The sequence below is a fragment of the Pseudonocardia sp. ICBG1293 genome (assembly GCF_020131355.1).
In the GTDB taxonomy this organism is placed as follows: Bacteria; Actinomycetota; Actinomycetes; order Mycobacteriales; family Pseudonocardiaceae; genus Pseudonocardia.
The window spans coordinates 233,251-247,107 of sequence record NZ_JAHLEL010000014.1 but is presented as its reverse complement, the minus strand read 5'-3'; the positions used below and the strand labels follow the sequence as shown (position 1 = coordinate 247,107).

The following is a 13,857-nucleotide window of genomic DNA, read 5'->3' as shown; positions in this document are numbered from 1 at the left end:
ACCCTCTCAGGCGGGCGACGCCACGGGCGCCGCGGACCCGGCGATGCCGGCCGGGTCGGGGCTGTAGGCGACCATCCAGGCCGGCTCGATCCGGTAGAAGATCACCTCGTCCCAGACGAAGCCCTCCGGTCCGTAGCAGTCCTTCAGGTGGTCGAGGGTCGCGGGCCACCGGGGGTGCGCCGGTGCGCCCGCCGGGTTGAGCGGGTGCGCGGTCCCGTGCGTGAAGATCCCCAGGTCGTCGCCGCGCAGGTGGGCGGCGCTCACCGCGGGGCGGGCCGCGAGATGACGCGCCTTCACGGCGCCGGGATCGGTGCCGACGACCCACGCGCCGTGCAGGAAGTGCCCGTCCACCCCACTGACCCGGGGCTCGCCGCGCGCCGTGGTGGTGGCCAGCGCCAGGGTGCAGATGCCGGTGGCGACCCGGACGAGCTGCTCGGCGGACAGCGTCCGCTCCCCGGGGGTGACGATGCTGCGCAGGTGGTCCCCGGCTCCGGAGACGGAGGCGTCCAGCAGTCGCCGGAGGTCCTCGATCTCGGTGGTCGTCTCGAACATGGTGTCGGGTGGTCCCCTCGTCGGCTCCGATCGGCGCGACGAACATAACCGAATGCTCGTTTACAAAGAATGCGGTCCCTGCCACGCTGCCCGGTGTGACGGATCTGAGGGACAGGGTGGCGTTGGTGGCGGGCGCGACGCGCGGCGCCGGGCGGGGGATCGCGGTCGAGCTGGGCGCGGCCGGCGCGGTCGTGTACTGCACCGGCCGCAGTACCCGCGCGGCCCGGTCGGAGTACGACCGGCCGGAGACCATCGAGGACACCGCCGACCTCGTCACCGCCGCGGGCGGCACCGGCATCGCCGTGCCCACCGACCACCTCGACCCCGACGCCGTCGCGGCACTGGTCGCGCGGGTCGAGCGCGACCACGGCCGGCTCGACGTGCTGGTCAACGACATCTGGGGCGGCGAGATGATGGTCGAGTGGGACGTCCCGGTCTGGGAGCACGACCTGGACAACGGGCTGCGTACGCTGCGCCTGGCGGTCGAGACCCACCTCGTCACCGCCCACCACGCCCTGGGGCTGCTCTCCCGCACGCCCGGCGGCCTCGTCGTCGAGGTCACCGACGGCACCGACGCCTACAACGCCGAGCACTACCGGCTCAACGTCTTCTACGACCTGGCCAAGATCGCGCCCATCCGGCTGGCCCGGTCCTGGGCGCACGAGCTGCGCGGGCACGGCGGGACCGCGGTCGCGGTCACCCCGGGCTGGCTGCGCTCGGAGATCATGCTGGAGCACTTCGGGGTCACCGCCGACACCTGGCGCGACGCGTGCGTGGCCGAGCCGCACTTCGCGATCTCGGAGAGCCCGCGGTTCGTCGGTCGCGGGATCGCCGCGCTGGCCGCCGACCCCGACCGGCACCGCTGGAACGGCCGCTCCACCTCATCGGGCGAGCTCGGGCGGGTCTACGGGGTCGACGACGTCGACGGGTCCCGGCCCGACGCCTGGCGCTACGTCGCCGAGGTCCAGGACGCGGGACTGCCGGCCGACACGACCGGCTATCGGTGAGGCTCACACGGATGTGCGCGCGTCGCGCCGCTGGATGACCAGCAGCGCCGCCAGGGCCAGCAGCGCGAGCACCGCGGCCGCGACGCAGAACGCGATCCCCGCGGTCCGCAGCCCCCACGCCTGGCTCGACGCCCCCAGCCCGACGACCGGCAGCGAGATCGCCACGTAGACCACCACGAAGTACGACGACGTCGTCCCCGCCCGCTGGTGGGCCTCCACCCGCGCGTTCACCGCGGCCAGGCCCTTGGAGAACGTCATGCCCTGACCGGCCCCGGCGACGACCGCGCCGACCACCAGCTCGGCCATCGACCCCTGTGCCACCGACAGTGCGACGAGTGCGAGACCGGCCGCCAGCAGCACACAGCCCAGGGCGAGGATCCGCTCGGTGGGCGCGGTGCGGACCGCGAGCTGCGCGAGCACCGAGGCGCCCAGCAGCAGCAGCGACATCGCCCCGGCGACGGCATGGTTCGGGATCCCGATCAGGTCCGACACGATCCGCGGTGAACAGGCCCAGCACCGCGAACCCGGCGAACCCGGCCGTCGCCGCCGGCACGAACACGGCGCGCACCGCGGGCGGCACCTCGGGGACCTGCGGCCGCAGGGCCGGGTGCGGGGGCCGGTCGGTCACCGTCTCCGGGGCGCCCAGCACGAGCAGCCCGCACAGCGCGACGGCGACCGCGTGCACCGCGAAGGACAGGTGCAGCGGCGCGGGCAGGTACTCCACCGCCACTCCGGCGAGCGCCGCGCCCAGCCCGAGCCCGCCGATGTTCGCGACGGTCGCGACCGCGGCCCCGCGTTCGCGCCAGGACTCCGGTGCGGCCTCGATGACCGCGGCGGTCGCGGCCCCCGCGAAGATCCCGGCGGAGAACCCGGACAGCAGCCGCCCCACCAGCAGCACCCAGACCGGACCCGCGACCAGGAACACCAGGCTCGACGCCAGCGACAGCGCCACACCGGCCAGCAGCACCGGTCGCCGCCCCAGCTGGTCCGACCACCGGCCGGTGACCAGCAGCGCGGCCAGCACACCGACCGCGTAGAGCGCGAAGATCACGGTCTGGACGGTGGGGGAGAACCCGAGCTCGCGCTGGTAGAGCGCGTACATCGGGGTCGGCATCGTCGCCCCGAGCATCACCACGGCGAACGTGACGGCCAGGCCGGCGAAGGCCGCGGAGCGAGGCAGGCGGGAGATGGTCGGACCCCTTCCGGTGAACGTTGCGCGATGCATCGAGCATGATCCCAGCCGGCCCCCGGCGTGGCATCCGCAGCCGGGCGCGGCCCCGGCCGTCCGGTCAGGGTCGGCGGCGCAGCACGTGCAGGGCGACGCCGTCGGGCAACGCCCGGGTGGTGACCGTCCAGGTGTCACGGACGGCGTCGAGCCAGCGCGACGCCTCCGGGCGGCCCGGGTCGGCCAGCCACACCTGCCCGCCGGGGGCGGTCACCCGCGGCAGGAGCCCGGTGAGCGCCGTCGCCGCGGCCGCGCCGTAGAGCACGTCGGCGGCCAGCACGAGGTCCCACGTCCGGCCGGTGAGGGCGTCCTCGGCGGGGGAGAAGGCCGCCACCGCGGTCCCGACTCGCAGGCCGGCCCGCCGGGCCGACGCCGCCACCCAGCCCACCGCCGCGGCGGACCGGTCGGTCGCCAGCACCGGGTCCGCTCCCGCTCGGGCCGCCACCAGCGACGGCAGCCCCAGCCCGCAGCCCAGCTCCAGCACCGCGCGTCCGGCGAGCAGCCCCGGGTCAGCCCCGGCCAGCGCCCCGGCGAGCGCCCGCCCGGACGGCCACAGCCGCGCCCAGTGCGGCGGGTGCAGCTCCTCCACACCCTCGTCGACGGCGACCGGGTCGAACGCGACGGCGTCCGGGTCGGCGGGACGCAGCAGGTCCAGCGGCCCGCCCGGTAGCCGAACCCGCACGTGCGCCCCCGGGTCAGACACCGGCGCGGTGGGTGAACCGGCCGCCGACCAGCGTGGCCGCGACCGGCATGGCCCGCAGCGTCGACGGGTCGCAGGTGGTCGGGTCGGCGTCGGTCAGCACCAGGTCCGCGACCGCGCCCTCGACGACCGCGGCGGTCGAGCCCCCCACCACCCCGAACGACGCGCCGAGCGCGGTCGCCCGGTCGATCTCCTGCTCGGGGTGCCAGCGCTCCCGTCCGTCGGCGCTGCGGTGCACGGCCGCGGCGAGCGCGACCCAGGGGTCCAGCGGTGCGACCGGGGCGTCCGAGCCGAGCGCGAGCCGGGCCCCGGCGCGGTGCAGCGACGCGAACGCGAACGCCCGCCCGGTGCGGCCCGCCCAGAGCCGGTCGGCGACGTCGCGGTCGTCGAGGGCGTGCTCGGGCTGCACGCTCGCGACCAGGCCGAGCCCGGCGAAGCGCGGCACGTCGTCGCCGGTGAGCAGCTGGGCGTGCTCGACCCGGCCGCGGGCCCCCGTCCCGGCGAACGCGTCGAGGACCAGGGTGTTGGCGTGGTCGCCGATGGCGTGCAGGGCCGCGGTGAGCCCGCCCGCGTGCGCCCGGGCCAGCAGCGGGCGCAGCGCGTCCGGCGGCACCAGCAGCAGGCCGCACGGGTGCTCCAGGGGGTTCTCCGGCGGCGCGGGGTAGGGGTCGTAGCAGTAGGCGGTGCGGGTGTTCAGCGACCCGTCGGTGATCACCTTCAGCGGCCCCGCGGTGAGCAGCCCGCCGGTGCCCTCGACGACGTCGCCGGTGCGCAGCCCGGTGGCCAGGGCGTCGTCGAGGCGGTCGGGCCACACCGATGCCTCGACCCGCAGCCCGGTCGTGCCGCCGGCGATCCGGCGCCGCCAGTCCGGCAGCGACCAGGGCGCCTCGAAGTCCACGACGCCGACCACCCCGCGCGCCGAGGCCGCGGCGACGGCGTCGGCGACGAACCCGTCGAGGGCCGCGGTCGGTGCGTCCTGCAGCGCGGGGGAGACGACGGCGAAGAACTCCGACTCCCGGATCCGGCCGGTCGGATGGCCGTCGTGGCCGAAGCGGGCCAGTGCGGCGCCGTTGAGCCAGCCCTGGTGCAGGTCCCCGGAGACCAGGACCACCGGGGTGTCCCCGGTGACCGGGTCGAGCAGGGCACGGTGCGCCTCGTCGGGCCACAGGGCGTCGCGGAACCCGAACCCGACGAGCACCTCACCGGCGGCCGGCGGGGCGTCCGCGAGCCGCCGCGCGACGAGCGCGGCGGCGTCGGCGGCCGAGCGGGCACCGGACACGTCCAGCCTGCGGCGGGCCAGCGCCCACTGCGCCATGTGGACGTGGTGGTCCCACAGCCCCGGCAGCAGCGCCCGCCCGTCGCACTCGACGACCTCGGCGTCGCCCGGATCGAGCCCGGCACCGACGGCGCGCACCCGGCCCTCGGCCAGCAGCACGTCGACGGGGGCGTCCAGCCCGTCGCAGCCGGGCCGCAGCGGGCGGACCGAGCGCAGCAGCACCGTGCTCACCCCTGGAACGGCCGGTCCCGCCCGGTCCAGCGCTCCTCGTCGCGGCGGTAGACCGGGATCGGCTTCCCGGCGACCCGGAAGGTGTAGCGCCCGGCCTCCTCGACGACCTCGCCGTCGGTGGCCAGCATGCTCGGTTCCAGCAGCTCGACGTCCAGGCTGGGCACCTCCCGCTGGTGGTAGACCCGGCTGTGCCCCAGGGCGCCCAGGATCAGCGCGATCACGACCCGCAGCCGGGAGAACCGCACGTCGGCGCGCAGCCAGCGCACGTCGAGCAGGCCCGAGTCCAGCGTCGGACGCCACGCCGGGACCGCGCCGCGCGGGAAGTACGGCCCGTTCCCGACGAACAGGAACCACACCTTGTACCAGCGGTCCTCGATCTTCACGCTGATCTTCTCCGAGCGCTGCAGCACGGTGATCAGCGCCGCGGCGAACGCCGGCCACTTGCCGTAGCGCGGCTGCCACTGCTCGCGCAGCCGCACCAGCTCGGGGTAGGAGCCGATCGAGGCGGTGTTGATGAAGTAGCGGGTGCGGGTGACCGAGACGTCCTCGGGGTCGTCCAGGCGGCCCGGGTGCGCCTCGACCAGCGCCAGGTCGACCGCGACGGCCTCCCCGGCCTGGGTGGCGTCGACGGCCTCCTGGGTGTCGTAGACCCCGACGTCGCGGGCGAAGTGGTTCAGCGTCCCGCCGGGCACCACGACCAGCGGCAGCCCGTGCCGGTCCGCAACCGCGGCGGCGGTGGCGACGGTGCCGTCCCCGCCCGCGACGCCGACCGCCTGCACCCAGGAGCCGAGCCGGTCGAGGGCGTCGGTCAGCATGTCCTCGACCTTCACCCCGTCGCCGACGACGAGGTGGTGCGCGGCGGGCAGCCGCTCCCGGACCTCCTCGGACACGTCCTGGTCGGGCGGCCCGGAGAACGGGTTGGAGACGATGACCAGGCCCTCGCCCTGCGGCAGCACCGGCACGGTGTCGATCGGGCGGGCGCGGGCCTCGTCACTGGGGCGCACCGGCCACCAGCGGTTCGTCAGCTTCGCCACGCCGGTGCCGATCGCCGCCCCGACGAGCACGTCGGAGGTCCAGTGCACGCCCACGTGCACCCGCGACCAGCCCACCAGCGCCGCCAGCGGCACCACGACCGGCGCGGCCCGGCGGTTCTCCATCACCACCGCCGTCGCGAACGCCGCGGCCGAGGCGGCGTGCCCCGACGGGAACGACGACGACGACGGCGGGTCGGCCACCGTGCGGTAGACGGGCAGCTCCGCCGCGGCCGGGCGCCGCCGCGGCAACAGCGGCTTGAGCAGCGCGTTCGCGGTGAAGCTGGTCAGCGCGATCGAGGCGATCCCGCGCAGGGCCGCCTTGCGCCCGGCGCCGCGGCGCACCGCCAGCAGCGCCGCGACGGTGAACCACAGCACGCTGTGGTCGGCGGTACGGGTGAGCCGGCGCAACGAGGTGTCCACCCGGCTCGGTGGACGGCTCGCGATGTAGTCGGTCACCGCCCGGTCGGCCCGGGACACCGAGTCCACCCCGCGGTCCAGACGGCGGGACCTGCGTGCGACGCGTTCGAACCATCCACTCACAGTCGTGACAGTAGAGGGGGTCGGGCGCCTACCCTGAACGGCATGCAGCGTCGGATCTTCGGGGTCGAGACGGAGTTCGGTGTCACGTGCACCTTCCACGGGCAGCGCCGACTGTCCCCGGACGAGGTGGCGCGCTACCTCTTCCGCCGGGTGGTGTCGTGGGGCCGGTCCTCCAACGTCTTCCTCCGCAACGGTGCCCGTCTCTACCTCGACGTCGGGTCGCACCCCGAGTACGCCACGGCGGAGTGCGACTCGCTGACCCAGCTGGTGTCCCACGACAAGGCCGGTGAACGGATCCTCGAGGACCTCCTCGTCGACGCCGAGCGCCGGCTGGTCGACGAGGGCATCGGCGGGGACATCTACCTGTTCAAGAACAACACCGACTCGGCGGGCAACTCCTACGGCTGCCACGAGAACTACCTCGTCGCGCGGCAGGGCGAGTTCTCCCGGATCGCCGACGTGCTCCTGCCGTTCCTGGTCACCCGCCAGCTCATCTGCGGCGCCGGGAAGGTCCTGCAGACCCCGCGCGGCGCCGTGTACTGCCTGTCCCAGCGGGCCGAGCACATCTGGGAGGGCGTCTCCTCGGCGACCACCCGGTCCCGGCCGATCATCAACACCCGCGACGAGCCGCACGCCGACGCCGAGCGCTACCGGCGGCTGCACGTGATCGTCGGGGACTCGAACATGTCCGAGGTGACGACCCTGCTCAAGGTCGGGTCCGCCACCCTGGTGCTGGAGATGATCGAGGCAGGCGTCCAGTTCCGGGACTTCACCCTGGACAACCCGATCCGCGCGATCCGCGAGATCAGCCACGACCTCACCGGTCGCCGCCCGGTCCGGATGGCGGGCGGCCGGGAGGCCTCGGCGCTGGACATCCAGCGCGAGTACCACGCCCGCGCCGTCGAGTACCTGGCGGCGACCGGGCACCCGGACCCGGCGATGACGCGCGTCGTCGAGCTCTGGGGCCGCACCCTCGACGCCGTCGAGTCCCAGGACCTGTCGAAGATCGACCGGGAGATCGACTGGGCGATCAAGCACCGGCTGGTGGAGCGCTACCGGGCCAAGCACGACCTGGACCTGTCCAGCGCCCGGGTCGCCCAGCTCGACCTGGCCTACCACGACGTGCGTCGCGGCCGCGGCCTGTTCGACATGCTGCAGCGCAAGGCCCTGGTGGACCGGGTCACCGACGACGGCGAGATCGAGGCCGCCAAGGACACCCCGCCGCAGTCGACCCGGGCGAAGCTGCGCGGGGACTTCATCGCCGCCGCGCAGGCCGCCGGCCGGGACTTCACGGTCGACTGGGTGCACCTCAAGCTGAACGACCAGGCCCAGCGCACCGTGCTGTGCAAGGACCCGTTCCGCGCCGTCGACGAGCGGGTGGACCGGCTGATCGCCTCGCTGTGACCGGTCCGGCGGGGGTGGGCCGGTGCCCGCCCCGCCGGACCGGGTCAGTCCGGCTGCGCGACCCGCCCGAACCGGGACGACAGCTCCCGGCAGACCGCGACGCCGCGCACCGAGTTCCCGTGCCGGTCCAGGCCGGGGGAGTACACGCCGAGCCCGAACCAGCGCGGCAGCACCCCCATGATCCCGCCGGACACCCCGCTCTTGGCGGGGATGCCGACGTCGTGCGCCCACTCCCCGGCGGCGTCGTACATGCCGCACATGCTCATCACACTGACCACGGTGCGCAGGTGCTCGCCGGGCAGCGCACGCCGGCCGGTCAGCGGGTTGACCCCGCCGTTGGCCAGGGTGGCGCCCATCGTCGACAGCTCCGGCGCGGTGACCGTGATCGAGCAGGCGGCGAGGTAGACGTAGAGGGTGTCGTCGATGTCGCCGTGCAGCATCCCGAGGCTGCGCATCAGGTAGCAGAGTCCGAGGTTGCGGTCGTTGGAGACCAGCTGCTCGTCCAGCACGTCCTGGTCGATCTCCAGCGACGGGTTGCCGGTGAACAGCCGGTTGCGCTCCAGCAGCCGCCCCGCCCGCTCCTCCTTCGTGGCGCCCTGCACCAGGTTCGCCGCGACCAGCGCCCCGGCGTTGATCATCGGGTTGAACGGGCGGTTGCCCGCCTGGTCGAAGGTGATCGAGTTGAACGGGTCCCCGGACGGCTCGACCCCCACCCGGCGCAGTGTCTCGCTCAGCCCGTTGTCCTCCAGGGCGATGCCGTAGGTGAAGACCTTGGAGATCGAGTGCAGCGGGAACCGCACGTCGCAGTCGCCGACCTGCCACTGGGTGCCGTCGACGTTCGTGCCGGCCAGGCCGAACTCCTCGGCGCGGGCCTCCATCTCCGGCGGGTAGTAGCTGACGACCTCCTCGCCGGGCAGCAGGATCCCGCTGCCCGCGGTGCAGGTACTGCGGAGGTCCTCGAACTGCTGCTGGACGAGCTCGCGTTCGGCCTGCGCGACCATCGGTGTCCCTTTCGTCGGGGGTGTCCGGCCGCACCGTACCGACGGCGACGGGCGTCGGCTCAGCTGTCGCGTCGTGTGGGCCAGGGGGCCCACCGACGGTCGGACGGGCCTGCCGCGCCGATGTCCTGCTCGTCCTCCGTCGCGGCCCACGACTCGCCGGAGGACGACCCGCCCGCGTACGGGCCGAGGGCGTGCCCGTGCCACACGCGGTCGGCACGGCGACCCCGCCACTCCCGGAAGGCCCCCGCGGTGATCGCCCCCACGGTCCACTCCAGTCCGTCCGCGAGCTGCTCGACGTCGTCGTCGCAGGCGTCGCAGCCGCACCCGGGCAGGGACGACCGCCACCACGACCCGGCGGCGACGACGAGCCCGGGACACGCCGTCCACCGCACGCTCAGCGCGGCGGCCGCCGGGTCCCGCGGCCGCAGCGACGTCGTCCGCAGGACGGTGTCGGGCCGGAGCTCCGCGGTGTCGCCGGTGTCGCCGGTGGGGCCCGAGGCCCCGGATATCGCGGATATCTCGGATATCGCGGATATCTCGGAGATCGCGGAGACCTCGGAGACCTCGAGGTCGAACCGTGCCACCAGGTCCGCGACCAGCGCGTCGGCGACGGCGTGCAGCGACCGGAACCGCTCCGGGTGGGTCACCACCGAGTAGCTGTCCCCGGGCGGTCCGTCGGGGCCCCACCGGTCGCCGTAGGGGATGACGGCGCCGCCGGCGTCGCGGAACGGCCCGGTCACGACGACCGGACGGCGGTAGGTCGACACCCCCGCAGCATGACCGTGCCCCGGACCCGCGGCACCCGGTTTCCGTCCGCCGGAGCGGCGGTCCGGGCCCCGGTCAGGGCGCCTCGCCGATCCCGTCGGGCAGCCAGCCGTCGCCGAAGGGGTACATCTCGGTGCTCTCCTCCCGCCGGCCCGGACGCACGATCCGGCCCAGCCGCGACTCCGACGGGTCGGCGAACACGTGCAGCCCGAACCGGTCGGACAGCTCCCGGCACACGGCGACCCCGCGCACCGAGCTGCTGTGCCGGTCCAGCCCGGGGGAGTAGACGCCGACCCCGATCGCGTCCGGGATCGCCGCGAGGATCGCCCCGGACACGCTCGACTTCGCCGGGATCCCGACCTCGTAGGCCCACTGCCCGGCCGCGTCGTACATGCCGCACATGCTCATCACGCTGAGCACGTCACGGGTGTAGGTGCGCGGCAGCGCAGGCACCCCGGTGAACGGGTTCGCCCCGCCCCGCGCCAGGGTAGCCGCCATCGTCGACAGCTCGGTCGCGGTGACCGTCACCGAGCAGGCGGCCAGGTTTGTCCTCGATGTTGCCGTGCAGCATCCCCAGGCTGCGCATCAGGTACGACAACGCGACGTTGCGGTCGTTGGACACCAGCTGCTCGGCGAGGACGTCCTCGTCGACGGCCAGGTCGGGGTTGCCCGCGTAGATCCGCAGCCGGGTCAGCAGCCGCTCGACCTTCTCCTCCCGGGTCGACCCGTGCACCAGGTTCACCGCGACCAGCGCCCCCGCGTTGATCATCGGGTTGAACGGGCGGTGGTTGACCTCGTCGAAGCTGATGGAGTTGAACGGGTCCCCGGACGGCTCGACGCCGACCCGCAGCAGGACCTCCTCACGGCCGTTGTCCTCCAGCGCCAGGCCGTAGGTGAAGACCTTGGAGATCGAGTGCAGCGGGAACCGGACCTCGGCGTCGCCGACCTGCCACTGGGTGCCCTCGATGTCGGTGGCGGCGAGCCCGAACAGCTGCGCGCGCCCGGCCATCGACGGCGGGTAGTAGGCGACGACCCGCCCGTCGGGCACCCCACCGGGGCCGCCGACCGCGTGGTGCAGCTCCTCGAGCTGCCGCTGCACGATCGCGCGCTCGGTCTGCTGCTCCATCGGCGCCCCTCCCCGCGGACCGGTCCGTCCGGTGCGGAGCGCAAACTAGATCACCCGTGCCCGGTCACTCGATCCCGGGCATGATCCGGCGGCGCAGCTCGGCCAGCTCGTCCTGCACCTCCGGGTCCGCCGGGCCCGCCTTCTCCGGCGCCGGGGCGATCCCCATCGACCGCAGCAGCCCGGTCGCCGCGGCCGCGGGGTCCCCGGTCTCCCCGAGGACGGGGTGCAGGCCCTGGTCGGCCAGGTGGTGGAACACCAGGTTCACCACGGTCCAGGGGTTGAACGTCTCCTGCTCACCGGACATGCGCCACCTCCACGTGCGGGTGCGGCCGCGGCGCCGCACCGGGACCGAGCCTTTGCCGTGGGCGCCCGTGCGTCAACGGCCCTGTCGCAGGATGAGACACCGCGACGCGGTGGACGGTGCCCGCGCGTCCGGGGCGCCCGATCCGTCGTCCCCGGCCTGGCTACGATGCCCGTCGTGTCCTCCGCCCGCGCCGAGCGACTGGTCAACCTGGTGCTCTGCCTGATGTCGCCGCGCCAGTACCTGTCCGCGGACCGCATCCGGTCCATCGTCCCCGGCTACGCCGACGGCGCGGGTGACGAGGCGTTCTTCCGGATGTTCGAACGGGACAAGGCCGAGCTGCGCGAGCTGGGCGTGCCCCTGGAGACCGGGCACAACTCGGTGTTCGACACCGTGGAGGGCTACCGGATCGCGCGGGCCGACTACGAGCTCGGGGAGATCCACCTCGACCCGGACGAGGCCACGGTGGTGGCACTGGCCGGAAACCTGTGGGACTCCCCGGAGCTCGCCGGGGCCGCGCACGGCGCGCTGGTGAAGCTGCGCGCGGCCGGCGTCGAGGTCGCCGAGACCCCGGCCGCGGCCATCCGGCCCGGCGCAGCCGCGGGCGAGCCGGCCCTCGCCCCGCTGCTGGGCGCGGTGCGCACCGGCCGGGTCGTCACCTTCGACCACCGCCGCGGCGGCCCCACCGGGGAGCGGGTCCGGCGCACCGTCGGGCCCTGGGGGGTGGTGTCGTTCCGGGGCCGCTGGTACCTGGTCGGCCACGACCGCGACCGCGACGACGTGCGCTGCTTCCGGCTCTCCCGCGTCGACGGCCCGGTCCGCGCCGTCGGGCCGGAGGGTGCGGTCACCGTGCCCGATGGCGTCGACCTGCGCGGGCTGGTGCGCGCCTCGGCCGGCCCGCAGCCGGTCTCGGGCACCGCGCGGGTCTGGGTCGCGGCGGGCCGCGCGGCTGGGCTGCGCCGGACCGGCCGCGAGCGCGGGCCGCGCGAGCACGCCGGGCGGCCCGGCGTGGAGATCGAGCTGGACCTGCGCGACCGGGGCACCGTCGCGCGGTGGCTCGCCGGGCACGGCCCGGACGTCGCCGTCCTCGACCCGCCGGAGCTGGCGGGCGCCGTCCGTGAGCTCTGGGAGGCCGCGCTCGGTGCGGACGCCCCGGGGGCCCGCACGTGAGCCGCCAGGGCGTGGCGCAGCGCCTGCCCCGGCTGCTCTCGCTGGTGCCCTACCTGCGGGCCCACCCGGGGGTGCCGGTCGCCGAGGCCGCCGCGGACTTCGGCGTCGACAAGCGGCAGCTGCGCAAGGACCTGGAGCTGCTGTGGATGTGCGGGCTGCCCGGCTACGGCCCCGGTGACCTGGTCGACCTGTCCTTCGCCGGGGACACCGTCGACGTCGTCTTCGACGCCGGGCTGACCCGGCCGCTGCGCCTGACCACCACCGAGGCGACCGCGCTGCTGGTGGCGCTGCGGATGCTGCACCAGACCGCGGGGGTGGTCGACTCCGACGCGGTCGGGCGGGCCATCGCCAAGGTCGAGGCCGCGGTGGGGGAGGCCGCGGGCCCGGGCGGGCTGGTCACCGTCGAGTCGGGGATCGGCGAGCGCGACACCACCGCCGTCGTGCGCCGGGCACTGGACCGCGGTCGCGCGCTGCGCATCGTCTACTTCACCGCGGGCCGCGACGCGGTGTCCCGCCGCGACGTCGACCCGATGCGGCTGGTGGTCAGCGGCGGGCGCGGCTACCTCGAGGCGTGGTGCCGCCGCGCCGAGGACGTGCGGATGTTCCGGCTGGACCGGGTGGAGCAGGCCGAGGAGCTCGACGAGCCGGCCCGCGCGCACCCGGAGGCGCGGCCGGTGGACGTCTCGCACGGACTGTTCAGCCCGCGCGCCGAGCACCGGTACGCGGTGCTGGAGCTCGACCCGGAGGCGCACTGGGTCGCCGAGTACTACCCGGTCGACGAGGTGCGCACCGGTGCCGGCGCACCGGTGGAGGGTGACCCGCCGCCCGGCGCGCCGGATCCGGCACCCGCCCCGGCGAGCAGCGACGACCGGCTCCGGGTGCTGCTCCGCTTCGCCGACGACGACTGGCTGGTCCGCCTCGTGCTCGGGCTCGGCGGCGCGGCGCGGATCGTCGAGCCGCCGGCACTCGCGGCAGCCGTGCGCGCGCGGGCCCGCGAGGCACTGCGGATCGCCGACGCCCCGTCACCCTGAGCAGCGGGCACCGGTCCGGCCGGGGGGGGGAATGCGACCGGGTCACGTCGAGCGGGTGAACGGGCGGTGACCGGAGCCACCTCCCGGGGCGCGGGGGCCCGGAACGTCCGTGTCTACACTCGGTGGCGACCCGGCCCGATCGACGCGAGGTGGACCCCAATGCCCGGTGGCTACGAGTGGCTGATCATCATCGCCGTCCTGCTACTGCTGTTCGGCGCGAAGAAGATGCCCGAGATGGCGCGGTCGGTCGGTCAGTCCGCCCGCGTGTTCAAGGGCGAGATGAAGGGCCTCAAGGACGACGACGCCCGCAACCGGCAGGCCGAGGAGCCCAAGCCGGCCCAGGAGCTGCCGTCCGCGGCCCCGGCGCCGCAGCAGGGTTCCGCCCCGCAGGCGTCGGCGCAGCCGCCGTCGCAGGCCACCGACCGGCCCGCCGGTCCGACCGCCTGAGACACCTCCTACCGTGAAGGCACCGTTCCGTCGGAAGCGCAGGCTCA

General features: G+C 75.0%; 15 protein-coding genes and 1 pseudogene. 5 read left to right on the top strand and 11 right to left on the bottom strand.

Features of this window, described 5'->3' with window-relative positions; translation table 11 throughout:
• Positions 1–6: 6 nt before the first annotated feature.
• On the bottom strand, positions 7–552 hold the full coding sequence (locus tag KPF47_RS09450) for a pyridoxamine 5'-phosphate oxidase family protein (RefSeq protein WP_224388139.1): 546 nt from the start codon (positions 550–552) through the stop codon (positions 7–9).
• A 104-nt stretch (positions 553–656) separates the two neighbouring features.
• Between KPF47_RS09450 and KPF47_RS09445 the strand changes: the two genes are divergently transcribed.
• Positions 657–1,559 (top strand): SDR family oxidoreductase, encoded by a 903-nt coding sequence (locus KPF47_RS09445; protein ID WP_224388506.1) that lies wholly within the window; start codon positions 657–659, stop codon positions 1,557–1,559.
• A gap of 3 nt (positions 1,560–1,562) precedes the next feature.
• Here KPF47_RS09445 and KPF47_RS09440 read toward each other — a convergent pair whose 3' ends face one another.
• The 5 genes and pseudogenes from KPF47_RS09440 to KPF47_RS09420 all read right to left on the bottom strand — a co-directional run bounded on the left by KPF47_RS09440 (position 1,563) and on the right by KPF47_RS09420 (position 6,511).
• Positions 1,563–2,051: a hypothetical protein gene (locus KPF47_RS09440; protein ID WP_224388137.1), complete on the bottom strand. Its 489-nt coding sequence runs from the start codon at positions 2,049–2,051 to the stop codon at positions 1,563–1,565.
• 73 nt (positions 2,052–2,124) lie between these two features.
• Positions 2,125–2,661: pseudogene (locus KPF47_RS09435) on the bottom strand (MFS transporter); the annotation flags it as partial.
• Positions 2,662–2,848: 187 nt separating this feature from the next.
• Positions 2,849–3,487 carry a methyltransferase gene (locus tag KPF47_RS09430; RefSeq protein WP_224388135.1) on the bottom strand — a complete coding sequence of 213 codons (639 nt, stop codon included), beginning with the start codon at positions 3,485–3,487 and terminating at the stop codon, positions 2,849–2,851.
• Positions 3,480–4,991: an amidohydrolase family protein gene (locus KPF47_RS09425; RefSeq protein ID WP_308015364.1), complete on the bottom strand. Its 1,512-nt coding sequence runs from the start codon at positions 4,989–4,991 to the stop codon at positions 3,480–3,482. Before KPF47_RS09425 ends, KPF47_RS09430 begins: the two co-directional genes overlap by 8 nt.
• Positions 4,988–6,511 (bottom strand): phosphatase PAP2 family protein, encoded by a 1,524-nt coding sequence (locus KPF47_RS09420; protein ID WP_224388133.1) that lies wholly within the window; start codon positions 6,509–6,511, stop codon positions 4,988–4,990. The genes KPF47_RS09425 and KPF47_RS09420 overlap by 4 nt, the downstream gene beginning before the upstream one ends.
• Before the next feature lie 96 nt (positions 6,512–6,607).
• Between KPF47_RS09420 and pafA the strand changes: the two genes are divergently transcribed.
• On the top strand, positions 6,608–7,969 hold the full coding sequence (pafA, locus tag KPF47_RS09415; RefSeq protein ID WP_224388131.1) for a Pup--protein ligase: 1,362 nt from the start codon (positions 6,608–6,610) through the stop codon (positions 7,967–7,969).
• Positions 7,970–8,013: 44 nt separating this feature from the next.
• Here pafA and glsA read toward each other — a convergent pair whose 3' ends face one another.
• The 5 genes from glsA to KPF47_RS09395 form a co-directional block, all read right to left on the bottom strand.
• Positions 8,014–8,970, bottom strand: a complete 957-nt coding sequence (gene glsA, locus KPF47_RS09410) for a glutaminase A (RefSeq protein ID WP_224388129.1) — start codon at positions 8,968–8,970, stop codon at positions 8,014–8,016.
• Between the two features lie 59 nt (positions 8,971–9,029).
• The gene (locus KPF47_RS09405; protein WP_224388127.1) at positions 9,030–9,737 is read right to left on the bottom strand and encodes a DUF6226 family protein; all 708 of its coding nucleotides are present in this window, start codon (positions 9,735–9,737) and stop codon (positions 9,030–9,032) included.
• A gap of 73 nt (positions 9,738–9,810) precedes the next feature.
• Positions 9,811–10,233, bottom strand: a complete 423-nt coding sequence (locus KPF47_RS38505; protein ID WP_255659358.1) for a glutaminase — start codon at positions 10,231–10,233, stop codon at positions 9,811–9,813.
• Positions 10,157–10,861: a glutaminase gene (locus tag KPF47_RS09400; protein WP_255659357.1), complete on the bottom strand. Its 705-nt coding sequence runs from the start codon at positions 10,859–10,861 to the stop codon at positions 10,157–10,159. Before KPF47_RS09400 ends, KPF47_RS38505 begins: the two co-directional genes overlap by 77 nt.
• Positions 10,862–10,925: 64 nt before the next feature.
• Positions 10,926–11,165: a hypothetical protein gene (locus KPF47_RS09395; protein ID WP_073574845.1), complete on the bottom strand. Its 240-nt coding sequence runs from the start codon at positions 11,163–11,165 to the stop codon at positions 10,926–10,928.
• Between the two features lie 174 nt (positions 11,166–11,339).
• Between KPF47_RS09395 and KPF47_RS09390 the strand changes: the two genes are divergently transcribed.
• The 3 genes from KPF47_RS09390 (at position 11,340) to tatA (ending at position 13,810) form a co-directional block, all read left to right on the top strand.
• The gene (locus KPF47_RS09390) at positions 11,340–12,332 is read left to right on the top strand and encodes a YafY family protein (protein ID WP_224388125.1); all 993 of its coding nucleotides are present in this window, start codon (positions 11,340–11,342) and stop codon (positions 12,330–12,332) included.
• Positions 12,329–13,363 carry a YafY family protein gene (locus tag KPF47_RS09385; RefSeq protein ID WP_224388124.1) on the top strand — a complete coding sequence of 345 codons (1,035 nt, stop codon included), beginning with the start codon at positions 12,329–12,331 and terminating at the stop codon, positions 13,361–13,363. The genes KPF47_RS09390 and KPF47_RS09385 overlap by 4 nt, the downstream gene beginning before the upstream one ends.
• Positions 13,364–13,522: 159 nt before the next feature.
• Positions 13,523–13,810 carry a Sec-independent protein translocase subunit TatA gene (gene tatA / locus KPF47_RS09380; protein WP_224388122.1) on the top strand — a complete coding sequence of 96 codons (288 nt, stop codon included), beginning with the start codon at positions 13,523–13,525 and terminating at the stop codon, positions 13,808–13,810.
• Positions 13,811–13,857: the final 47 nt, after the last annotated feature.